This is a genomic window from Microbacterium trichothecenolyticum, assembly GCF_030818955.1.
Classification (GTDB): Bacteria; Actinomycetota; Actinomycetes; order Actinomycetales; family Microbacteriaceae; genus Microbacterium; species Microbacterium trichothecenolyticum_B.
Window position 1 is genome coordinate 1,581,820 of record NZ_JAUTBF010000001.1, and the last position, 23,169, is coordinate 1,604,988.

A 23,169-nucleotide genomic window follows, 5' to 3' on the forward strand; every position below is an offset into this window, starting at 1 on the left:
ACTTCGGCCAAACGCACGCGCCCCCACACCCCCGCCGTACACAAGCCCGAAGTCAACGAGAGCGAGACCCTCGCGGCCCGGGCCCGCACACGGCGGAAGGCCCGCCCCCGCGAGGGGACGGGCCTTCCGGGCGCCGAGCCGCGAGGCGGCCGGGGTCGCTCAGACCAGGTCGAACCGGTCGAGCTCGGTGACCTTGCGCCAGGCGGCGACGAAGTCGCGGACGAACTTCTCCTTGGCGTCGTCGGAGGCGTACACCTCGGCCAGCGCGCGCAGCTCGGAGTTCGACGAGAACACGAGGTCGACGCGCGTGCCGATCCCGACCTTCTCGCCCGAGCCGTCCTTCGTGCCCTCGAACGCGTGCTTGCCGCTGTCGAGCGGCTTCCACGTGGTGCCGAGGTCGAGCAGGTTCGCGAACACGTCGTTCGTGAGAGCACCGGGGGTGTCGGTGAAGACGCCCCAGTCGCTGCCGTCCCAGTTCGCCCCGATCGCGCGGAGGCCACCCACGAGCACGGTCATCTCGGGAGCCGTGAGCGTCAGCAGGTTGGCCTTGTCGAGCAGCAGGAACTCCGCGGGAAGCCGCGCCTCACGCGAGGCGTAGTTGCGGAAGCCATCGGCGATCGGCTCGAGCCAGCGGAACGACTCGATCTCGGTCTGCTCCTGCGAGGCGTCGGTGCGGCCCGGGGTGAAGGGCACCTCCACCTCGACGCCGCCGGCGAGGGCTGCCTGCTCGACACCGGCGTTGCCGGCGAGCACGAGCAGGTCGGCGATCGAGACCTTCTTGCCGTCCGTCGCCTGCGCGTCAAACTCGGCCTTGATCTTCTCGAGCACGTCGAGCACGGATGCCAGCTGCTCGGGGTTGTTGACCGTCCAGCTCTTCTGCGGCTCGAGGCGGATGCGCGCGCCGTTCACGCCGCCGCGCTTGTCGCTGCCGCGGAAGGTGGATGCCGCAGCCCACGTCGTGGTGACGAGCTGCTGCACGCTCAGGCCGCTGTCGAGGATCTGCTGCTTCAGCGCCGCGGCGTCGGCGGCGTCGATGAGCGGGTGGTCGACCGCGGGCACGGGGTCCTGCCAGACGAGCACCTCGGCGGGGACCTCGGAGCCGAGGTAACGCTCACGCGGGCCCATGTCGCGGTGGGTCAGCTTGAACCAGGCGCGGGCGAAGGCGTCCTGGAACGCGGCCGGGTCCTCGAGGAAGCGGCGCGAGATCTTCTCGTACGCCGGGTCGACGCGAAGCGCCAGGTCGCTCGTGAGCATGCGGGGCTCGCGGCGGCCATCCGAGTGCGCGAGAGGCACCATGTCGGCGCCCGCACCATTCTTCGGACGCCACTGGTGCGCGCCCGCGGGGCTCTGGAACAGCTCCCACTCGTAGGCGAAGAGGATGTGGAAGAACTCGTTGTCCCAACGGGTCGGGTGATACGTCCAGGTGACCTCGAGACCACTGGTGATGGTATCGTCGCCCTTGCCGGTGCCGTGGTCGTTCTTCCAGCCCAAGCCCTGGTCGTTGATGTCGGCGGCCTCGGGGTTGGGGCCGACGTGCGAGTCGCTCGCCGCGCCGTGCGTCTTGCCGAAGGTGTGTCCACCGGCGATGAGGGCGACGGTCTCCTCGTCGTTCATGGCCATGCGGCCGAACGTCTCGCGGATGTCGTGGGCCGACAGCTGCGGGTCGGGGTTGCCGTTGGGGCCTTCCGGGTTGACGTAGATGAGGCCCATCTGGACGGCCGCGAGCGGCTTCTCGAGCTCGCGGTTGCCCGTGTAGCGCTCGTCGCCGAGCCACGTGGTCTCGGGGCCCCAGTACACGTCGTCGTCGGGCTCCCACACGTCGGTGCGGCCGCCGGCGAAGCCGAAGGTCGGGAAGCCCATGTCTTCCAGCGCGACGTTTCCGGCGAGGATCATGAGGTCGGCCCACGAGATCGACTGGCCGTACTTCTTCTTGATGGGCCAGAGCAGGCGGCGGGCCTTGTCGAGGTTGACGTTGTCGGGCCAGCTGTTCAGCGGCGCGAAACGCTGCATGCCCGCGCCCGAGCCGCCGCGACCGTCGGTCACGCGGTAGGTGCCGGCGCTGTGCCAGGCCATGCGGATCATGAGGGGGCCGTAGTGACCGAAGTCGGCGGGCCACCAATCCTGCGAGGTCGTCATGACCTGCTGGATGTCGGCCTTCACCGCGGCGAGGTCGAGCGCCTCGAAGGCGGCCTTGTAGTCGAAGCCCTCGTCGAGCGGGTCACGCTGTGCGTTGTTCTTGGCGAGGATCTTCACGTTGAGGGACTCGGGCCACCACACGCGGTTGGCGGATCCCTGGGTCGGGTGCGGCAGGGCGCCGGCGGGCTCGCTGTCGGCGGGGGCTTCGCCCACCGGCAGTCGGTTGTCATCGGGCGCGGCTCCGTCGTGGAAGACGGGGCACCCGTTCAGAGCGTCGCTCATCGGGATCCTTTCGATTTTTCGGCTTCGGAGGTCGCACGACAATCGGAGCAGATGCCCCAGAACGTCACCTCGGCGGTCTCTACGAGAAAGCCGCTTCCCTCCGGGATGTGCAGGCAGGGGGCTTCGCCCACGACGCAGTCCACGTCGTCGATCCGCCCGCATCCCGTGCACACCACGTGGTGGTGGTTGTCGCCCACGCGCAGCTCGAACGTGCCGGCATGACCGGCGGGTTCGATGCGGCGGGCGAGACCCGCGTCGGCGAAGTCGCCGAGCGCGTTGTACACGGACTGCTTGCTGGTGCCGGGAAGGGTCCCACGGATGCCGTCGTAGACGGCCTCCGCGGTGGCGTGCGGACGGGCGCGCAGGGCTTCGAGCACGGCGACACGCGTCGCCGTCACCCGCAGCCCGGCACCGCGGATGAGGGCATCCGCGGTGGCATCCGTCCGATCGTCGAGCATGCGATCACTCTAACTTGTTTTGAGTGAATCAAAAATGACACGCCGGCAAACGTGAGGATGCCACTCACCCCGCGGTCAGCGTCGGAGTCCCCGCTTCGTACTCGGTGAGATCGCCGGTCTCGCCACGGCGCGCAGCTCGCCGGCCCACCCCGAGCATGTACGACAAGAACACCCCGAGAGCCACCGCGCCGATCGCGATCTTCACCTGCCAGGGCCAGTCCCGGGGCGTGACGAAACCCTCGACCAGTCCCGACAGGGCCAGCGCGAAAACCAGTCCGACCGCGACCGTCGCCAGGGATCGACCGGCCGCGGCGAGCGCCGCCGCCCGAGTTCGTCGGCCCGGCGCCACCCACGCCCAGAAGATCTGCAGGCCCGCCGCGCCCGCCACGAAGATCGCCGTGAGCTCGAGCAGGCCGTGCGGGAGGATGAACTGGAAGAACACGTCCGCACGGTCGAAGGCGACCATGACCGCGGCGGCCTGCCCCACGCCCACGGCGTTCTGCATGATCACCATGACCGGCCAGAAGCCGGTCACTCCGAACAGCACGCACTGCGCGGCGATCCAGGCGTTGTTCGTCCACACCGTGCCCGCGAAGATGCCGTTGGGATTCTCGCGGTAGTAGTCGACGAAGCGCTCGTCGGCGTAGTTCTGCAGGTCGCTGCGGGCGCCCAGCGCGGCGACCGCGGCCGGATCGGCCGAGATCCACAACGCCACGAGCGCGGCGACCGCGACGAAAAAGAGCGCCACCGCGAGTGTCATCCACCGCACCCGGTACAGCGCGGCCGGCAGCTGCCAGAGGAAGAACCGCGGCATCTGCCGTAGGACGTTCTCGCGCACGCCGGTGAGACGCAGGCGCGTGCGGGCGAGCAGGATGGAGACATAGTCGCCCTGCGGCGTGCGTCCGGCCGAGGTCTTGATGTCGGCCAGGTCGGCCGACGCCGCCCGGTAGCGGGTGACGAGCTCGTCGACCTCGGGACCGCTGAGGTGCCGCCGCCGCCCCAGCTCGTCGAGCCGGGCCCATTCGTCACGACGGGCGGCCGTGAGGGCGTCGAGGTCCATGTGATCAACTGTACGCATGGCCTCCTCGTCGACTCCCGCGCCCGCGGTCAGCCTCGTGCACACTCGCACCGACGAGACCCTCACCGGCGAGGCGGTCGCCCTCGATGTACAGCCCGTCGGCCTTTTCCTGCGGGCGGTGGGCTGCCTCATCGACATGCTGATCGGCGTCGGGCTGCTCGTGGGCGGCGGCCTCCTCGTGATCGCCATGAGCGTGCGCGGCAGCCTGCCCGACAGCGCCATCGGTATCGCGGTGGTGACGCTGCTGGTGAGCGTCATGGTGGTGGTTCCCACGGCCGTCGAGACCCTCTCACGCGGGCGCAGCCTCGGCCGCCTCGTCGTGGGGGCGAGGATCGTGCGCACCGACGGCGGGGCGGCCGGCTTTCGCCACGCCTTCATCCGCGCCCTCGTCGGCGTGCTCGAACTGTGGCTCACCGTCGGCGCGATCGCCGCCGTCGTGGGAATGTTCACCCCGCGCGCACAGCGCTTGGGCGACCTGGTCGCGGGCACGGCGAGCGAGCGCACGCGCACGCGCCCCCTGCCTCCGCCGGCTCTCGGCATCCCTCCCGGTCTCGAGGCCTGGGCAGCCCTCGCCGACGTGTCGCGCCTGCCCGACCGGCTCGCCTCCCGCATGGCGACCTTCGTGCGCGGTGCCGACGCCCTGGATGCGGCCGCGCGCGCCCGCGTGGCCGCAGACCTCGCCGAGGCCGTACGCCCGTTCGTCTCACCCCTGCCCCCGGCGGACGCGGAGATGCTGGTGCGCGCAGTGTCGGCGGTGCGTCGAGACCGCGAGTACCGCGCCCTGGTCCTCGAGAACGAGCGAGCGGCCGCCCTCACCGAGAAAGCGTGAGCTCAGCCGGGTGTCGAGCGCGCCCTCAGGCCCGCATCGTCTCGTGCCGGACGACGACCCATCCGCGCGGAACCGACAGCCGATCGGCGTGCACGGCGCAGAGGTCGTGCGCGTGCGGATCGCCCGCCCGACCCAGGGGCCCCAAGGCCGCCATCTGGTCGCCGTAGTCGTAGGTGAGGGTGCTCATCGCCTCGCGGGCACATCCCACCTTCGAGCAGAGTCTGTCGCGCATCGCGGGTCAGCCTAGTGAGACACCCGCGTACCGTGACACCGCCGCGCCGCGCGGGAGAGAGTTCGGATGCCGCGGCTCGGTGTCGGCACGGGGGAAACGGCGACGCCGGCGAACGTAGGATGAAGCCATGGTGCGTCGACGTTCCCGCGAAGTCCGGCCGGTCGTCCGTCCGTCGCGGCACGGCCGACATGGGCGCGAGGATCGCAGCCCCGTCGTGCGACCGCCGCTGCCCCCCATCGATACCCGCGTCGAACGGTTCGACATCGCTGTGAGCGCGGCCGCGGAGTTCTTGCGGTCGGCCTGGTCCGAGCTGCGCGAGGTGTCGTTCGAGATCGGCATCATGCCGCCCGCCGCGGCCGACGGCATCCCCCGGTGGACCGTGCTGCGCGACGAGAAGCGCATCATCCTGTATCGCGTGCCGATCGAGCGCCTGGGACACCCGCACCACGACGACGACCTGCACCGGCGCATGATGATCGAAGGCGCCGTCTTCCGTGCCGCCGCCGAGTACCTCGACCGCGACCCGTGGGACCTCGGCCCCGAGCGCTTCCGCTTCTTCTGATCGCGTCAGGATCGTCCTCGGCGACCGCTGGAGGCCGCCGCACGAGTCAGGGCAGGACGCTCAGCGCCGCCGCCGCGGCGTCGGCGGGCCACAGCGGGTACGACGCCAGGGCTCCGGCACCCGAGTAGGTGACCGCTGCGCGCACGGCGGCACTCGTCTCGAGACGGTACACCCCGGCTGCCGCCGCCACGGCGGTGCTCGTTCCGGCGGGAACGCTCGCCTGGATCGGCGCGGCACCGTCGGTGGGCGTGAGGGTGACCGTGGCGTCCTGCGCTTCCGCGGTCACGACGACCGCGGCTCCGACGCCGGGCGCCACCGCGACGAAGCCCGCCGTGGTGATGCGCGGAGTGGGGACGTACCAGGCGAAGTCCGCGCCCTCCCCGAATCCCGTGGTCGACCACGTCGCGCCCACGACGGGGGCGGTGGCGTCGACCTCGACGGTGTACGCCCCCGCCGTCAGACCCGACAGATCGAGCGAGGTCGGCTTGCCGGCTGTGAGCGGAACCTGCGTCGCGGCGGGCGCCGTCGCCGACGGGTCCAACGGCGACAGGGTGACCGTCGCGGTGGCATCCGCTCCCGGTGCCAGCAGGCGCAGCACGGTGCCGGCCTGCCCCTGCCCCGAGGTGAGCACCTGCACACCGGGGATGACCAGGCGCGTGTCGGCTTGGGCGATGGGGGCGACCTGATCGCTTCCGCCGGGCAGGAGCACACGGGTGAGGCTGGCTTGGAGCGATGCGTGCACGGGAGCGCCCGATGAGACGACCCGCACGACGGGGCTCTCCTCGCCCAGCAGCAGGCCCGCCAGCGGAACCACGCGGCGACCTCCGGCAGGCACCACGAGGTTGGTGCCGCCGGGGGGCTGCGAGACGCCCTGTGCGCCGTAGACGCTCAGCTGCACCGTGGCCGGGACGTCACCGGGGTTGGCGAGCTCCACGAGGTCGTTCGCGCCCGTCGTCGTGGCACCGCCCACGAGCCACGACTCCGCGAGAGGAGCACGGCACGCGGATGCCGCGAACCCGGTGAGGTCGTCGGAGACGGCGGTGGCCGAGCCCGCGGCGGCCAGCGGCGTCGGAGCGCCGTCACGGGGGGCGGCGCGCAGCGCCTCCGCGTCGCCGGAGGCGTCGGCGGTCGCGCCGGTCAATCCGCTCGTGACGGGATCGCTGTCGGCAGGGCCGCTGACGACCTGCTGGGCCGCGGCCGCGCTCAGGCTGCCGGCCGCATCGGCACTGCGCCCGAGGGCGAGCAGCGGGCCGTCGCAGGCGAGCACGGTGTCGGAGGGGGCCGGCGTGGCCTCCACACGCAGAGGGGTCGCCGCGTACTCGGGCCACGGGGCGGCGATGCCGACCACGGTGCCCACCACCGCCGCCGTGGCCACGGCGGCGCCGGCGACGACGCGGGCGCTCGTGGCGGCGAAGCGGACGAGACGACGATCGCTCATCGGGATCCTCCCGGCGTCGGGCCGACGATGCGCGGCGTGCGACGCGCGACGCGGCGCGAGGCGGCGGTGGGAACGGCCAGCAGCAGCGCGACGACGATGACGCCGATCGAGCCCGCGGCGACCAGCCGCTGCAGGTTGCTCTGGTGCTCGTCGAGCGACGCCCGCGGTTGCAGGGCGGTGTTCACCCGCCAGAGGTCGCCCCGCGAGGTCGCCCCCACGGGGTCGAGCAGATCGCGCTGGTCGAGAGACGTCGCGGCCCCGAGACGCGCACCGCGGATGACGTCGTCTTCGCCCGCGGGAGCGGACTCCAGCAGCACGAACCCGATGCCGCGGGCGGCGAGCCGCGAGACCACGTCGTCCGCCGACGGGGTGACGAGATCAGCCGCCAACGCCGCGAGCTCGGTGTCGGCCGCGGTCGGCGTCGTGCGCGTGGAGCGCACGGTGCTCTGGCCCGACAGCGTCGCGCTTCCCCCCCAGACGACATCGACGCGCAGGCCGTCGGCGCGCGGGTCGAGCACGATCGTGCCGACGCCGGTCGAGCCGCGCCCCTCGGCGGCGACGAACGCCGGCAGGGTCGAGACCGGACCGTTGGTGAGTACGGAGCGCCCCGCGCCCGCTCCCTGGATCTGAGCGGTCAGGGCGGGAGCGACGGCGACGAGCAGGGTGCCGAGCACGAGCAGCGCACCGATCGGCCGCAGCGCGGACGCGCGCCCGACGATGCCCGCGTCGAGGGCGATGACCGCAGCGCCGACGACGCCGACCCACGCCAGGCTCAGACCGGCCCCCGGCCACAGGGGCACGGGGACGGCGTGGTCGAACGACACCGCGATGCCGACGGCGGCGAAGGCCGTGGCGAGGCCCGAGACGGCGATGACGACGAGAGCGGATGCCGCGACCCATCGCGGGGTGAGCACCGACAGCACAGCGAGCACCGCGAGCGGAGCCACGAGCAGGCCGACCCACCAGACGGGGCCTCCGGTCAACGTGGCCCAGCCTCCCGGGTCGGAGGTGGGGAAGCCGGCGGCGAGCAGAGCGCGGCCGAGAGGATCGGCGGACACCTCGGCGCCCGCGTACGGCACGCCCGGGTCGGCGAGCAGTCCCCAGGGGTTACCGGTGCGCACCTGGGTCCACACGAGCGGGGCGAACACGACGATCGAGGGCACGAGCAGCCACACCACGCGAGCGACACCGCGACCGGCGACGAGGGCGACGACCACGAGCGCGGCCGACCACAGCACCACGACGGCGGGGGCGAGCGACGGCGCGCAGGCGAGCACCGCCACCAACAGCACGGAGGCCGCCCCCGCGGGCGCCCACGACCGGTGCGCCACGCTGGCGGCGAAGAACAGCCAGGGCAACAGCAGGTGCAGGAGCACGCCGGCCGGGCGCCCCTCGACGAGCGAGGCGAGGAAGGTGGGGGCCAGCGCCCAGGCGAGGGCCGCCGTGATGCGCAGCAGCGCCGAGTCCGTCACGCGCGTCGCCGCGAACCACCCGCCGAGCACGGCCAGCGGTAGGGCGAGCACCCACAGCACGACGAAGGCACGCGAGGGGTCGCCCGGCGAGAGCGTGCCGATCAGCGCCACGAGCGCCGAGAACGGGTCGGCGGGGCCGACGGCATCCAATCCCAGGGGTCGCGCGCCCCACGCCGCGTCCTGCCAGAGCTGGGCGACGTTCGCACGCAGCGGCACCAGCGCCCCGCCGCCGAGCACGGGCCACGCGAGCAGGGGGGCGAACAACGCCGCCGACACCGCGAGCGCGCCGAGCACGGTCCACGCCCCTCCCCCGGTGAAGAACCGCAGCTCCGGGCGTACGGGGGCCTCGGGGTCGGCTCCGTCGCCCTCCCAGCGCAGCCGCATCTCGGCGCGCGAGACGCGCAGCGGCGCCAGGCGCGACCACCCGACGGTGCGCACCGTGCGGATGCGCCGGCGCGCGCGCGCGACCGCAGCCATCCGTGCCATCACGAGCAGCGTCGCTCCCCACTCGGGCAGCACCCGGTAGGGCATCTTCGTCACGAGGTGCAGGAGGGTGCGCCACAGCGCGAGAGGCAGGAACGACAGCCAGTGCAACGGCACCGCGAGTGCCGGCGCGTATGCCAGGCGCCGATGCAGCTGCGCGGTGCGTGTCGCGAAGGCGCGGCGCCGGGCCCGGCGGCGTCCGCGGGCCATCGCGGCGACGCCGTCGCCGGCGACCGCGACGCGCGCCGCGGGAACCACCGAGACGAGCGCTCCGGCCAGGCGGGCCCGCACGCCGAGGTCGAGCCCCTCGTCGGCGCCGCCGAGAGCGGGATCCAGTCCGCCGAGCGACGTCCACGCGTCGCGTCGCACGAGCACGCCGCGCACGTCGGTGCCGAGCACGTCGGAATCGCCGTCGTGCTGACCCTGGTCGAGCTCGCCCGCGGCCAGCTCGACGGTGCCGCCGTAGCGATTCATGCTCACCCCGAGCGAGAGGATCATGTCGCGCTCGTCCCAGGCCACCAGCTTGGGGGCGGCGACGACGAGCGAGGGAGACAGCTCGAGGGCGCCCGCGAGACGCACGAGGGCGTCGGGGTCGGGCGCAGTGTCTTGCGCGAGGAGCCACACGGCGTCGCCGGTGAGGCGGGGGGTCGCGAGCGCTGTCGCGGCGGCGAACGACGTACCCGCGGGAGGCGGTGATCACGCCCTCGGCGCCCGAGGTGGCGGCGATGTGGGTCAGCGCGGAGTCCGCACCGCACAGGACGATGGTGAGAGCGTCGACGGGTCGAGTCTGGGCGTGCACAGCAGCGAGCGTGCGCTGCAGACGGGACGCTGCGGGCGTGCGCCCTTCGGGGCGGACGACGAGGATGGCGTGGACACGAGCGGGCATGACGCGCATCAGCCTAAGCGCGAGCTCGGGTGATCGCGGACGCCGCGCCGTCGGCCTCGGGATCGCTCAGGGGCCGAAGAGCGGCCGTGGCGATCAGGCGCGACGCTTGAGTTTGCGACGCTCGCGCTCGCTGAGACCGCCCCAGATGCCGAATCGCTCGTCGTTCTGGAGGGCGTACTCGAGGCATTCCGAACGCACATCGCACGAGGTGCAGATGCGCTTGGCATCGCGGGTGGAGCCGCCCTTCTCGGGGAAGAACGCCTCGGGGTCGGTCTGGGAGCACAGCGCGTCCGTCTGCCAGGCGAGAGTGTTCTCTTCGGGAGCGTCGATGTCGCGACGCACTCCCGGAACACCGAGATCGACCGGGTCTACGAACCAGTTGTCCGGGACACCGGACCGGTACTGCGACGTCGCCATATCGTCCTCCGCCTCGACCAAACCCCCATGACGCGGAACCGCGCTGAAGTAATTACACCTGTGTCATTCGATTTGGTCAAGTCGCGGATCGTAAACCCTCAAGGCCGACGTGAACCTTCACGACGCGCCCCGGCGTGTCGCGCCCTCAGGCCCCGGGCATCGCGACGAAGACCTCACCGCCGCCGTCGCTGGTGACGGGCGACTCGTCGGGCGTGATCAGCGCCGCTTGCCCCGCGACCAGGGTCACCCTGCCGCCCGCCGCCCCCGTGAGCACCGTCTCGCCGTCCACGGCGAGCGCGATCGACACGCCCCGCAGTTCGAGATCCGACGCCGTCCCGGATGCCAGGTGCCCCAGCGCGAAGTCCGCGATGCCGGGCGCGAAGACCTCGACGCCATCGACGACCGAGGGACGCAGGAAGGGCGGTGCGGCCGGCCGGAAGTCCACCAGCCCCAGCAATTCGGCCACATCGATGTGCTTGGGGGTCAGCCCCCCGCGCAGCACGTTGTCGCTCGCCGCCATGATCTCCACGCCGAGCCCCGCGACGTAGGCGTGCAGCACCCCCGCCGGCACGAAGATCGCCTCGCCCCGGCGCAGCTGCACGAGGTTCATCAACATCGCCACGACGATGCCGGGGTCGGCGGGGTACGCCGTGTGCAGCGAAGCGGCCAGGGCCAGTTCGGCGGCGAACTCCGTCGACGTCGTGGATGCCGCGGCATCCACGATCTGCGCGATCTCGGCCTCGCTGGCCTCGCCGAGGAGCCAGCCGATCGTCGTACGCAGCGCGGCGCTCGCGTCGGCATCGGCCAGCCGCTCGCGCAGCGCAGCGACCGCGGGGGCATCGCCCAGCGCGTCGACGAGCGCACGGGTGCGATCGATGTCGCGAAGACCGGCCAGGGCGGTGAAGGTGTCGCTGAGGGCGACGATGACCTCCGGCTTGTGGTTGTCGTCTTTGTAGTTGCGCGAGCCCGCGTCACGCGGCACGCCCGCCGCCTCTTCACGGGCGAAGCCCTCGACGGCCTGGTGCTTCGACGGGTGCACCTGGATCGATAGCGGCGCACCGGCGGCCAGCAGCTTCAGCAGATAGGGCAGCTTCGGGGCGACGCCGTGTGCCGCCGCTTCGGCGGAGAGCCACGCGTCGAGGGTGCGCTCCGACCCGTCGTGCACCACGGCGGGAGAGCCCGGGTGATCGCCGAACCACACCTCGGCCTCGGGGGCGCCGCTCGGCGTCCGGCCCTCGAGATCGGCGATGAGCGTCGGGCTGCCCCAGGCGTAATCGCGGGGCGTGTTCGAGATCGCAACAAGCACGGCGTCAGCATAGTGGTCACCCCGGTCGGCTCCGGATGCCGACCGGTAGCCTGAAGCCACCATGGCGATGTACACGAACCAACCCCGTCTCGGCGCTGCCGACGGCGCCCGCGCGCGAGACGACGGGGCACCTGCTGCTGCGCGCGTGGTGTGTATTCATCCTCGTGCTCGCCCTGGGCGGCGTCGGGCTCGTCAACGCCGTCGGCCCCACCGCGGCCGGCGTCGTCACCGTCGCATCGGCCGTGGTGTCGGCGGTCCTGTGGATCGTCGTGCGTCCGCCGGTGGCCGTGCGACGACTGCCGTGGCTGGCGTTCGCCTACATCGCGTGGGCGGGGGCGTCCATCGGATGGAGCGCGTGGCCCGCGGCATCCGTTCTCACCTGGCTCCTGCTGGCGGTGACGAGCTTCCAGGGACTGTTCATCGGCGCCGTCCTGAGCTGGCGCGATGTCGTGCGTGCGATCGCGTCCGCCGCGAAGTGGGTCGTGGGACTGTCGCTGCTGTTCGAGATCGCGGTGTCCCTGCTGGTGCGCGGCCCCCTGCTGCCCGGTTTCGTGGTGCCCGTCGAACGCGTCGACCCCGTCGCGTACTGGTCGGGCGACAACCTGCTCGACGGCGGACGCATCCAAGGAGTGTTCGGAAACGCCCATCTGCTGGCCGCCGTCATGCTCGTCGCGATCATCGTGTTCGCCGTGCGCCTGGCCGCCGGGGCCCCCCGCCGCGCGCTGCTGGTGGGGTGGATCGCGGTCGCGGCCTTCCTCTTCGTGCGCGCGGGATCGGCCACGGCCTTCATCGCCGCCGGCTTCGTCGCCCTCGTGCTCGCCACGGTGCTCGTCATGCGCACGGCCCGTCGGCCCGGCGAGCGCACACGCTGGTACGTGCTGTACGCCGCGATCGGACTCGGCGGCGCCGCCGCTGTCTGGTTCGGCCGCGATGCCCTCTTCGGAATGCTGGGTCGCGAGGCCGACCTGACCGGCCTCGAGGGCATCTGGGCCGACGTGATCGCCCGCGCCGACCAACACCCGCTGATCGGGTGGGGGTTCTCGACACCGTGGATCGCGTCCGAGCCTCTCATCGACGGCTGGATCATCCACCACGGCCAGACCGTCGTGCAGGCGCACAGCATGTGGCTCGACGTCTTCCTCCAGCTCGGGGGCGTCGGCGTCGCCCTGCTCACGCTGGTCTACCTGGCCTACCTGTGGCGGTCGTGGTTCTTCGCCGTCGACCGCCCCCGATGGGATCTGCGCGCCGACCGGCCGTACTCGCCCCTCGCCCTCCTGCCCACCCTCATCGGGGCGCTGCTCGTCGTTATCGGCATCACCGAGTCGGGTCCCCTGCTGCTGTGGGGGTGGATGTTCGTCGTGCTCTTCGGCGGCAAGATCAAGCAGAGCCCGCTCGTCGGGGTCGGGCCCAGCGAGCAGAGCCTGTCGATCGAACGCGGCGAGCTGCTGAGAACCTCGTCGTGACGCCGGCGCCATGCGCGCCGTCGGGCGGGTCGGCGCCTCACCCTCGCGCCGACGACGCCGGCACCCGCGACGCTCAGGGCGGGCCACGACGCGCCGGGTAGACTTCCCGCTGGCTGGCGGCCTGCCGCCGGGGCCCCTCGACCGAAAGACCTGTTCGTGACGTACACCCTGCAGAACGCCGTGCTGCCGCTCGACCGCGATCCCGACCTCCTCCCCCTGTACGTCGACCCCGAGACCTGGTCGACCATCGACGAGGAACCGGTGCGCGTGACGAACGTGGCCCAGTTGAGCAACATCCTCGACCGCCACCGGGCCCGCATCGTCGCCGGGCGCCGCGTCTCGTTCGGCACGTACTTCAACGCCTTCCCGGCCTCGTACTGGCAGCACTGGACGGGGGTGCGGCGCGTGCGCCTGACCGTGCACACCTCGGGCACCGCCACGATCCTCGTGTACCGCTCGAACGGCGCGGGCACCCGGCAGCGCCTCGAGACGCGAGAGGTGCGCGGCGACGACACCGCGACCTCGTTCGACCTGGTCCTCGACCAGTACAGCGACGGCGGCTGGATCTGGTTCGACGTGGCCGCCGACAGCTCCGACGCGATGTTCGAGGGCGCCGAGTGGACGACCGAGCAGGAGCCGGTGCGCGGTGGCAAGGCGAGCATCGGTGTCACCACGTACAACAAGCCCGACTACTGCGTGGGCACGCTCGAGGCTCTCGCCGACGCCCCCGACGTGCTCGACGTCGTCGACCGGGTGTTCATCATCGACCAGGGCACCGATCTCGTCGAGAGCCAGGACGCCTTCCCCGCCGTCGCCGAGCGCCTGGGCGAGACGCTGCAGGTGCTGCGCCAGCCCAACCTGGGCGGCTCCGGGGGTTTCGCCCGCGCCATGGTCGAGACCCTCGCCCGCGAGGGCAGCGACTTCGTACAGTTGCTCGACGACGACGTGCGCATCGAACCGGAATCGATCCGCCGCTCCGTCGTGTTCGGCCGCTACGCCTCGGTGCCGACCATCGTCGGCGCGCACATGTTCGACCTGCTCGACCGCCCCAAGCTGCACGCGTGGGCCGAGGTCGTCGACGATGCCCCCTTCATGTGGCGGGCGCTCTTCCAGGAGCGGCTGCCGCACGACTTCAGCGTCGCGAACCTCCGCCAGAGCCCCCTGCTGCACATGCGCCTCGACGCCGACTACAACGGCTGGTGGATGTGTCTGATCCCCACCAGCATCCTGCGCGAGATCGGTCTGTCGCTTCCGGCGTTCATCAAGTGGGACGACGCCGAGTTCTGCGTGCGCGCGCGCGATGCCGGGTACCCGACCGTATCGATGCCGGGCGTGGCCCTGTGGCACGTGTCGTGGATCGGCAAAGACGACTCGATCGACTGGCAGGCGTACTTCCACGCCCGCAACCGCATCGTCGCCGCCCTGCTGCACTCGCGGTCACCGTTCGGCGGAACCCTCATCCGGCACAGCCGCCGAGTCGACCTGAAGCACCTGATGATGATGCAGTACTACCCGGTCGAGCTGCGGCACCGCGCACTGCGCGACATCCTGTCCGGGCCCGACCACATGCGGCGGGGCCTGGCCACCGCGATGCCCGAGGCCCGCGCCATCGCCAAGAAGCACCCCGAGACCATCGTCCACAAGGACTCCGGGGTCCCCCTGCGCTCCCGCTTCGGCCGTCAGGTGTTCAAGCGCCTGAAAAAGCACGAGTTCGACAGCCCGACCGGCCTGGCGCTGCGCACCTTCACCGCCCGCACCCTCGTCTCGCACTGGTTCCACACCCCGCGTCCCGAGAACGTCGCACAGCCCGAGGTCGAGTTCGGCAAGGGCGACGCCCACTGGTGGCGCATCCCCCGGTACGACAGCGCGCTGGTCAGCGCCGCCGACGGCTCCGGGAAGAACATCTATACGCGCGACCGCCGGCAGTTCCGCCGCATGCTGCTGGACAGCGTGCGCCTGCACCGGCGCCTCCAGCGCGAGTGGCCCCGCCTGTCGCAGCAGTACCGCCGCGCCCTCCCCGACCTGGTGTCGGTGGACCAGTGGCGCGCGACCTTCGAGGAGCGCTCGTGAGCACCGTGTTCGACCCGGCCTCGGCGACCATCGTCGTCGTCACCTACAACCGCACGCACCTGCTGACGCGTCTGCTCGAGAGCGTCGAGCGCATGGACCCGGCCCCGGGACACCTCGTCATCATCGACAACGCCTCGACCGACGACACCACGGCGGTCGTGGAGTCGTTCCGCGACCGCGTTCCCACCGAGCTGGTCTACCGCCGCCTCGAGACGAACACCGGCGGCTCCGGCGGGTTCAGCGAGGGCATGCGCGTCGCCTACGAGCTGGGTTCGGAGTGGATCTGGCTCATGGACGACGACGTCGAGGTCGTCTCCGACGGCCTCGCGCGCATGGGCCACTGGACACCGCGTTTCCGCAGCATCCAGGGCCGCCGCTACGACTACGACGGCAGCGAGTTCTACTGGCAGTACCGCGTGGCGGAGTCGATGGCGATCCCGATCCCCTTCGCCCCCGCCGGCTTCGACGAGTCCGGCTTCAAACCGATGAACTCCGGCTGCTTCGAGGGCATGTTCATCCACCGCGACATCGTCGCGAAGATCGGCCTGCCCGACCCGCGGTTCTTCATCTACTGGGATGACCAGCTGTACGGCTGGCTGGCCTCTCGGCACACGCCCTCGGTCATCGTCAACGAGTTCGTGCTGCGCCGCACCCGCGAGATCAAGCAGTGGGACATGGGCATCCGCCACATGAATGCGTCGAGCGACGCCTACCGGTACTACATCATGCGCAATCGCGCGTACCTGCAGAAGTACTACCGCGCGCTCGGGGTCTACCGCGCGCTGCCTTTCACCGCGGGCACGGCGCTGACCTTCGTGAAAGAACTGATCCGCCTCGCGGTCGTCGAGCGCAAGCTCCGCGGCACGAGCCACCTGTTCCGGGGCCTCCGCGACGGTCGCCGCATCCTGGCCGACGCCTCGTGGGAGCCGATGCCGCCGCTCGAGCGCGCACACTCGGTGTGACCCGTCGCGCTCGAACCGGTCGCGAGCCGCATCCCGGTCCGGATCACCAGCGTACGCCGCTCGTGCCCGCCCGGTGTCAGGCGGTGAGTTCGTCTTCGAGGGGTTCGATGGCGCGGACGGCTTTGCCGACGCGGCTCTTGGTGGGGGCGTAGACGACGAGGGCGTGGAAGACGAAGCGTACGACGAACGCGGCGATCAGGGTGAGGGCGGCTGCGACGACGCTCTGGATGTGCGCTTGGTTCACGAGCAGCCAGATGACGGGGATTCGCACGATCGCTTCGACGCCGTTGAACGTGAACGACTTGATGAAGCGGTGGCGCATGAGCCCCGACTCCTGCCGCATGTCGGCGAAGACGAGGTATTCGAGTGCGAGGAAGTTGGCGACGATCGTGATGACGCTGGCGACGATCGCGGCGACGATGTACTGCACGCCCACCGCGGTCAGTGCCCACATGATGACGAGGTTGGCGACGGCGCCCAGACCGCCCACGATCGCGAATGCCGACATGCGGCCGAAGCGCAGCATGGTCAGCTGGGTGAGGAAGCGCATGCCCTGGCTGAACGAGGCCTTGGATTCCCCGGCGAAGCGCGGCGCGAACGAGAACGGCACCTCGGCGACGCGCATCTGTTTGCGGGCGAGGATCTCGAGCAGGATCTTGAACCCGCGCGGGCGCAGTTCGTCGACCTCGAGCGCGCGGCGGTCGATGAGGAAGAACCCGGTCATGGGGTCGGAGCAGTTGTGCAGCTTCTTCGGGAACATCGCCTTGGTCAGCAGCGTCGACGCCCGTGACACGGTGGTGCGCACCGCGTTGGCGAGCCCGTCGGAGGTGCCGCCGGCGATGTATCGCGAGGCCACGACCACGTCGGCGTCGCCTTCTTCGACGCGGGCGAGCAGGTCGGCGATGACCTCGGGCGGGTGCTGCAGGTCGCCGTCCATGACGACGCAGTACTCGGATGCCGCCGCGCGGATCCCCTCGACGACGGCGCCGCCGAGCCCGCCCACGGGGTCGTCGCGGTGGATCAGGCGCACCGGGATCGTCGCCGTCGCCGCGACCGCGCGGATGATGTCGGGGGTGTCGTCGGTGGAGTCGTCGACGAAGATCACCTCGACCTCGCGACCGACCAACGCCTGTGCCGTCCGCCGCACGAGCTCGGCGACGTTGGGACCCTCATTGAAGGTCGGAACGATGACGGAAAGTTGCACGGGAGCTCACGTTCTGGAAGAGGACGGAGTTCTCATCGTAGAGGCCCCGTCTGTAACGACGCAGGGAACGCCCAGCCGGCGCAGCGCGTTCACCCGGTCGTGTGGTCGGCGTCGTAGCGGTCGAGCACGTCCGCGATGGGGGCGTCGAGCGCGCCCGGTCGCCGACTGCGAGCGCCTCGCCCACCAGCAGGACGGGCTCGTGTAACTGCGCATCCCCGTGGGAGGGAACCGGCCCTCGGCACAGGGCGAATCGCCGGGTGAACCCGCGCGCACGACGGGATCAGGCGAGCTGGTTGTTCCACATCGACAGCGCCGAGCCGATGGCCATGTGCATGTCGAGGTACTGATAGGTGCCCAGGCGGCCGCCGAAGTGCACGTCGCGCTCGCCCTTCGCCAGCTCCCGGTACGCCAGCAGACCCGACCGATCGTCGGCGGTGTTGACGGGGTAGTACGGCTCGTCGGCCCGCGTGGCGAAACGGGAGTACTCGCGCACCACGACCGTCTTGTCGCTCGGGTACCGATCGGCGCGCTCGGGGTGGAAGTGCTTGAACTCGTGGATGCGCGTGTACGGCACGTCCGCATCGGCGTAGTTCATCACGCTCGTGCCCTGGAAGTCGCCGATCGGCAGCACCTCCTGCTCGAAGTCGAGCGTGCGCCACGAGAGCTCGCCCTCGGCGTAGTCGAAGTAGCGGTCGACGGGTCCCGTGTAGACCACCGGCACCTGACCCACGGTCGCCTTCTTGTTGAGCGGCTGCGACTCGTCGAAGTAGTCCGTCGACAGCTTCACCTCGATGTTCGGGTGATCGGCCATCCGCTCCAACCACGCGGTGTACCCGTCGACCGGCAGACCCTCCCACGTGTCGTTGAAGTAGCGGTTGTCGTACGTGTACCGCACGGGCAGGCGCGAGATGACCTCAGCCGGCAGGTCCTTCGGATCGGTCTGCCACTGCTTCGCGGTGTAGTCGCGGATGAACGCCTCATACAAAGGCCGCCCGATCAGCGCGATGCCCTTCTCCTCGAGGTTCGCGGCATCCCTCGCATCGAACTCCCCCGCCAGCTCGTGCACCAGAGCGCGCGCCTGATCGGGCGTGTACGCCGCCTGGAAGAACTGGTTGATCGTGCCGAGATTGATCGGCAGCGGGAACACCACACCCCTGTGCGTCGTGTAGACGCGGTGCACATAACTCGTGAAGTCGGTGAACCGGTTGACGTACTCCCACACGGTCGGATTCGACGTGTGGAACAGATGGGCACCGTACCGGTGCACCTCGATCCCCGTCTCAGGCTCGTCCTCGGAATACGCGTTCCCACCGATGTGATGACGACGATCGATCACGGTCACCTTGCGACCCGCGGCAGCAGCACGCTCCGCGATGGTGAGACCGAAGAAGCCGGAGCCGACGATGAGGAGATCCATGGAGAAGAGGGCTTTCGTGTCGGAGGTGGGGTGCGGCCCCGCGGGAGACGTCGCTCGATACTACCCGGGGCACCTGCCCCTCTCCGCGGGCGCACTCAGCGGCAGCGGAGCGACCGTCCGTTACGATGGCGTGTCGAAAAAGATGCAGACGGAGACGGGATTGCATGGGTGATTGGATCGGTGCGGTTCCGTCGTACCTCGTCGTCGCCGCGGTCCTGATCGTCCCCGGCCTCGCGGTGATCGTCGCCGGTTGGGGGTGGCGGAGCCCCCAGCGGCTGCTCCTCGCGCCGGCCGTCTCGACCACGATCACCGCCGCCGCGGCATCCGTCGCTCCGCTGATCGGGCTCCGCTGGAACCTCCTGCCACTCGCGCTGCTGACGCTGGTCGTGGTGGGCGTCGCGCTCGTGCTGCGCCGCGTCGCCGGGACCGACGCGGCACCCGCCGGCCGACGGATCGGTCTCGCGGTCCTGCTCCCGCTCGCCGCTGCCGCGGGTGTCAACGCGGTGATGTTCGCGCGCGCCTTCGGCTCGCCCGAGAACATCGCCCAGCGTTTCGACAACATCGTGCACCTGAACGCCATCGCGCTGGGACTGCGAGAAGGAAGTGCGTCGCCGTTCCAGATCGGCTCCACCTCCGACATCGGCTTCTACCCCAACGGGTGGCACGCCCTCACCACGATCGGCGCCGAACTGACGGGCTCGGGCGTGCCGGTCGCCGTCAACGGGGCGAACCTCGCGATCGTGTCGATCCTGTGGCCCGCCTCGACGATGGCGCTCGCCGGCGCCTTCTTCGCGCAGCGTCGCACCGCGTTCGTCGTCGCCGCCGCCCTCTCAACCGGCTTCGGCGCCTTCCCGGCCCTGTTCTTCAACTGGGGCGTGCTGTACCCGAACCTCGTCGGCTACGCGATGCTGCCGGCCACCCTCGCGGTCGTCGTCACCGCGCTCGCCGAACGCTCAGCTCCGGCGCTCGTGCGCTCGGCACTGCTCATCGTGCTGCTCGCCGGCGGAACGTTCCTGGGGCACCCGAACGCGTTCATCAGCCTGCTGTTCTTCGCCGCGGCGGTCGTCGTCACGGCTTTCGCGGTCCGCGCGGCGACCGAGCGCACTCCGCGCGCGGTTCTGCATCTCGGCGTGGTCTCGGGCGCGTTCGTCGTCGCGATCGCGGGGACGGTGGCCGTCTTCCGCACCGGCGCCGAGCATTCCGGCTGGAGTCCCTGGCAGGAGTTCTCGCAGGCGCTGGGCGAGGGGATCTTCGTCGCGCCGCGGGGCTTCGGACCGACCTTCGTGGTCTCCGCACTCCTCCTCATGGGCTTCGTCGCCGTCGCCCGTCGCCCCCGGCTGCTCCCCGTCCTGACACCGTTCGCGGTCGCCATCGCGCTGTTCGCCATCTCGTCGGGGCTGCGCATCGACCACCCGCTGCGACAGATCGTCACCAACCCCTGGTACAACGACTCCAACCGTCTGGCGGCCCTCCTGCCCCTCGTCGCCATCCCCGTGGCCACGCTCGGCGCGCTCGTCGTCGTCGACCTCGTCCGCACGTGGGGGCGCCGACGTCGGCTCCCGGCGTGGACGGGCGTCGCTGCGGCGGGAGTGGCCGTCGTCGCGGTCTTCTCCGTCGCGCTCGGCCCCAACGTGCGCATCGCCCTCGGTCAGGTGCACGAGGCGTACGCATACACCGACAACTCGCTCATCCTCTCCTCCGACGAGGAGGCACTGCTCGAGCGCCTCGACGACGAGACCCCATCGGACGCCCTCATCGCGGGCAGCCCGCGCACGGGAACCTCCCTGGCCCTGGCCTTCGCGGACCGTCGGGTCACCCAGCGGCACGTGTTCGGCTCCCCCTCCGAGCAACAGCTCTTCCTCAACCAGCACCTCCGCGACATCGACACCGATCCCGCCGTCTGCCGGGCCGTCGACGACATCGGCATCGACTACGTGCTCGACTTCGGCACGCAGGACGTGATCGACCCGGCCGGGGCCGCCGCGTACAGCGGCATCCAGGACCTCGCGCCGAACGCCCACCTCGTGCTGGTCGACTCGCAAGGACCGAACGCCCGCCTGTTCCGGATCGAGGGATGCTGACATGGCCCGCGCCACGACCGTCGCGGTCGCCTACGACTGCCTCTTCCCCTACTCGACCGGCGGTGGCGAGCGACAGTACCGCGCGGTCGCCGACGAGCTCGGACGCAACGGATTCGAGGTGGACTACCTCACCGCCGTGCAGTGGGACGGGCCCACGCCCGTCGAGGAGCGCTTCCGGATCCGCCCCCTCACCCCTCGCTTGAGCTTGTACTCCCCCGACGGCGTCCGGCGCATCCCCGCGGCGCTTCGCTACGCCGCCGCCCTCTTCCGCGCCCTGGTGCGCCGCCGCCGCCGCTACGCCGCGGTCATCGTGAGCGGCCTGCCGATCTTCAACGTGTTCGCCGCGCGCCTCGCCCTGCTCGGCTCGGGCACACGCCTGGCCGTGGACTACCTCGAGGTATGGCATCGCCGGCAGTGGGTGGAGTACTCGGGACCGGTCACGGGGAATATCGCGTGGGCCCTGCAACGCGCGGCGATCGCGATCACCCCGCTCGCGACGTGCCATTCGCAGCTCAGCGCCACTCGCCTGCGCAACGAAGGGATCCGGCGCCCCCCGCTGGTCAGCCCCGGACTCATCGACAGCGCCGTCGAGGTGGCCGATCCCGGCCCCGCGACCACGCCGCCGTACGTGCTCTACGTGGGGCGGCACATCCCCGACAAGCAGGTCGAGGTGCTCCCGGCGGCCGTCGCCGCCGCCCGCCGGAGCATTCCCGACCTGCGCCTGGTGATCCTCGGCACCGGTCCGAGCTCCGACGCGGTGCACGCCGAGGTCCGCCGCGTCGACGGCGAGGAGTGGACCGACTTTCCCGGCTTCGTCTCCGACGCCGAGCTCGACCGGCTGCTCCACGGCGCGCTGGCCCTCGTGCACCCCTCTCGACGGGAGGGCTTCGGACTGGTCGTGGTCGAAGCCAACGCACACGGAACGCCCGTCGTGCTCGTCGCCGGCGAGGGCAATGCCGCCACCGAGCTGATCGACGAGGGCGTCAACGGCGTCATCGCTCCCACCACCCGCCCCGCAGATCTCGCCCGGGCCATCCGGGCCGTGGCCGACGGCGGTGACGACCTGCGCCGCACCGCGCGCGCCTGGTACGACACCGCGGTAGGCACCCGCACCATCCGCCGCACCGTCGAGGGGATGATGTCGGCACTGTCGCTGCCGACCTCCTCCCCGGTGCAGACGAAAGAAGACAGCCCGTGACCACTCCCGCTCCCTCCGACCTCGAGCTGACTATCCTCATGCCGTGCCTGAACGAGGCCGAGACGCTCGAGGTCTGCATCCGCAAGGCGCAGGGCTTCCTGCAGCGCAGCGGCATCCGCGGCGAGGTGCTCATCTCCGACAACGGAAGCACCGACGGCTCGCAGGCGATCGCCCAACGTCTCGGCGCCCGCGTCTCGCACGCGCCGCGCCGCGGATACGGCGCCGCCCTCATCAACGGCATCGAGACCGCGCGCGGAACGTACGTCATCATGGCGGACGCCGACGACAGCTACGACTTCGAGAACCTCGAGCCTTTCGTCGAACGCCTGCGGGCCGGGGCCGACCTCGTCATGGGCAACCGCTTCCGCGGCGGAATCGCCCCCGGCGCCATGCCGCCCCTGCACAAGTACCTGGGCAACCCCGTGCTCTCCTTCATCGGCGAGCTGTTCTTCCGCCCCGGCATCCGTGACTTCCACTGCGGTCTGCGCGGCTTCAACCGCGCGCGCATCCGCGACCTCGACCTGCAGACGACGGGGATGGAGTTCGCGTCCGAGATGGTCGTGCGCGCCTCCCTCGCGCGCTACCGCATCGAAGAGGTGCCGACGACGCTGAAGAAAGACGGTCGCTCCCGTCCGCCGCACCTGCGCAGCTGGCACGACGGCTGGCGCCACCTGCGCTTCCTGCTGCTCTTCGCCCCGCGCTGGCTCTTCGTCTACCCCGGCCTCGTGGCGTTCTTCTTCGGAGCGATCGCCGTCGGCATCCTCTCGTTCGGCGGTGTCAACATCGGAGGGGTCGGCTTCGACGTCACGACCATGGTCTACGCGAGCGCCCTGTGCGTGATCGGCTTCCAGTCGCTGCTGTTCTTCTGGCTGACCAAGCTGTACGCCACCCAAGAAGGATTCCTCCCGACGAGCGAGAGGTATCGGCGGATCGTGGCGAAATGGTCGGCCGAGCGCGGTCTGCTGATCGGGGTGGGGCTGTTCCTGCTCGGAATCGTCATCGGCATCGTGCAGGTGGCCCTGTGGGGCAGCCTCGACTTCGGTGCGCAGAACGCCGCGCAGGCGGTGCGCATCGCCGTGCCGAGCGCGCTGTTGATCATCCTCGGGTTCCAGACGGCGATGATGAGCTTCTTCTCGGGGGTGCTCACCACGCCGCGGCGCGAGCAGCGCCCCGAAGCCGTCATCGAGAGCTGAGC

18 protein-coding genes are annotated in these 23,169 nt (G+C 71.0%); 8 read left to right on the forward strand and 10 right to left on the reverse strand.

What is annotated here, in order from left to right:
- Positions 1–159: 159 nt before the first annotated feature.
- The 3 genes from katG to QE412_RS07575 form a co-directional block, all read right to left on the reverse strand.
- Positions 160–2,418 carry a catalase/peroxidase HPI gene (gene katG / locus QE412_RS07565; RefSeq protein WP_307481801.1) on the reverse strand — a complete coding sequence of 753 codons (2,259 nt, stop codon included), beginning with the start codon at positions 2,416–2,418 and terminating at the stop codon, positions 160–162.
- Complete coding sequence (locus tag QE412_RS07570; protein ID WP_307481804.1) at positions 2,415–2,876, reverse strand: Fur family transcriptional regulator; 462 nt, start codon at positions 2,874–2,876, stop codon at positions 2,415–2,417. Before QE412_RS07570 ends, katG begins: the two co-directional genes overlap by 4 nt.
- Before the next feature lie 64 nt (positions 2,877–2,940).
- Positions 2,941–3,936, reverse strand: a complete 996-nt coding sequence (locus QE412_RS07575) for a stage II sporulation protein M (protein ID WP_307481806.1) — start codon at positions 3,934–3,936, stop codon at positions 2,941–2,943.
- A gap of 16 nt (positions 3,937–3,952) precedes the next feature.
- On the opposite strand from QE412_RS07575, the gene QE412_RS07580 reads away from it, so the two are divergent.
- Positions 3,953–4,783 (forward strand): RDD family protein, encoded by an 831-nt coding sequence (locus tag QE412_RS07580; RefSeq protein ID WP_307481808.1) that lies wholly within the window; start codon positions 3,953–3,955, stop codon positions 4,781–4,783.
- Positions 4,784–4,808: 25 nt separating this feature from the next.
- Here the strand turns inward: QE412_RS07580 and QE412_RS07585 are convergent, their stop codons facing one another.
- A complete protein-coding gene (locus QE412_RS07585; RefSeq protein ID WP_307481810.1) occupies positions 4,809–5,015 on the reverse strand; it encodes a DUF3499 family protein in 207 nt (68 codons plus the stop codon).
- 127 nt (positions 5,016–5,142) lie between these two features.
- Between QE412_RS07585 and QE412_RS07590 the strand changes: the two genes are divergently transcribed.
- The gene (locus QE412_RS07590) at positions 5,143–5,577 is read left to right on the forward strand and encodes a hypothetical protein (protein WP_307481811.1); all 435 of its coding nucleotides are present in this window, start codon (positions 5,143–5,145) and stop codon (positions 5,575–5,577) included.
- A 46-nt stretch (positions 5,578–5,623) separates the two neighbouring features.
- Here QE412_RS07590 and QE412_RS07595 read toward each other — a convergent pair whose 3' ends face one another.
- From QE412_RS07595 to manA, 4 genes are all read right to left on the reverse strand, one after another.
- Positions 5,624–7,015, reverse strand: coding sequence for a DUF5719 family protein (locus QE412_RS07595; protein ID WP_307481815.1), 1,392 nt, complete (start codon positions 7,013–7,015; stop codon positions 5,624–5,626).
- Positions 7,012–9,594: a glycosyltransferase gene (locus QE412_RS07600; protein ID WP_307481818.1), complete on the reverse strand. Its 2,583-nt coding sequence runs from the start codon at positions 9,592–9,594 to the stop codon at positions 7,012–7,014. Before QE412_RS07600 ends, QE412_RS07595 begins: the two co-directional genes overlap by 4 nt.
- Positions 9,595–9,949: 355 nt before the next feature.
- Entirely contained in the window at positions 9,950–10,273 is a 324-nt protein-coding gene (locus tag QE412_RS07605) for a WhiB family transcriptional regulator (RefSeq protein WP_022878766.1), read from the reverse strand.
- 145 nt (positions 10,274–10,418) lie between these two features.
- Positions 10,419–11,579, reverse strand: coding sequence for a mannose-6-phosphate isomerase, class I (gene manA, locus QE412_RS07610; protein ID WP_307481822.1), 1,161 nt, complete (start codon positions 11,577–11,579; stop codon positions 10,419–10,421).
- Positions 11,580–11,614: 35 nt separating this feature from the next.
- On the opposite strand from manA, the gene QE412_RS07615 reads away from it, so the two are divergent.
- The 3 genes from QE412_RS07615 to QE412_RS07625 all read left to right on the forward strand — a co-directional run bounded on the left by QE412_RS07615 (position 11,615) and on the right by QE412_RS07625 (position 16,074).
- Complete coding sequence (locus QE412_RS07615) at positions 11,615–13,042, forward strand: O-antigen ligase family protein (RefSeq protein ID WP_307481826.1); 1,428 nt, start codon at positions 11,615–11,617, stop codon at positions 13,040–13,042.
- A gap of 156 nt (positions 13,043–13,198) precedes the next feature.
- Positions 13,199–15,112: a glycosyltransferase gene (locus QE412_RS07620; protein ID WP_307481828.1), complete on the forward strand. Its 1,914-nt coding sequence runs from the start codon at positions 13,199–13,201 to the stop codon at positions 15,110–15,112.
- Positions 15,109–16,074, forward strand: coding sequence for a glycosyltransferase family 2 protein (locus tag QE412_RS07625; protein WP_307481831.1), 966 nt, complete (start codon positions 15,109–15,111; stop codon positions 16,072–16,074). Before QE412_RS07620 ends, QE412_RS07625 begins: the two co-directional genes overlap by 4 nt.
- A gap of 76 nt (positions 16,075–16,150) precedes the next feature.
- Here the strand turns inward: QE412_RS07625 and QE412_RS07630 are convergent, their stop codons facing one another.
- On the reverse strand, positions 16,151–17,278 hold the full coding sequence (locus tag QE412_RS07630; protein WP_307481834.1) for a glycosyltransferase: 1,128 nt from the start codon (positions 17,276–17,278) through the stop codon (positions 16,151–16,153).
- Between the two features lie 280 nt (positions 17,279–17,558).
- On the reverse strand, positions 17,559–18,695 hold the full coding sequence (gene glf / locus QE412_RS07635) for a UDP-galactopyranose mutase (protein WP_307481836.1): 1,137 nt from the start codon (positions 18,693–18,695) through the stop codon (positions 17,559–17,561).
- A gap of 164 nt (positions 18,696–18,859) precedes the next feature.
- Here glf and QE412_RS07640 point away from each other — a divergent pair, with 164 nt between their 5' ends.
- From QE412_RS07640 to QE412_RS07650, 3 genes are read left to right on the forward strand one after another with little or no spacing between them, the layout of a single operon-like run.
- Complete coding sequence (locus QE412_RS07640) at positions 18,860–20,776, forward strand: DUF6541 family protein (protein ID WP_307481839.1); 1,917 nt, start codon at positions 18,860–18,862, stop codon at positions 20,774–20,776.
- Between the two features lies 1 nt (position 20,777).
- Positions 20,778–21,974, forward strand: a complete 1,197-nt coding sequence (locus QE412_RS07645) for a glycosyltransferase family 4 protein (RefSeq protein WP_307481842.1) — start codon at positions 20,778–20,780, stop codon at positions 21,972–21,974.
- Positions 21,971–23,167: a glycosyltransferase family 2 protein gene (locus QE412_RS07650; RefSeq protein ID WP_307481845.1), complete on the forward strand. Its 1,197-nt coding sequence runs from the start codon at positions 21,971–21,973 to the stop codon at positions 23,165–23,167. The genes QE412_RS07645 and QE412_RS07650 overlap by 4 nt, the downstream gene beginning before the upstream one ends.
- Positions 23,168–23,169: the final 2 nt, after the last annotated feature.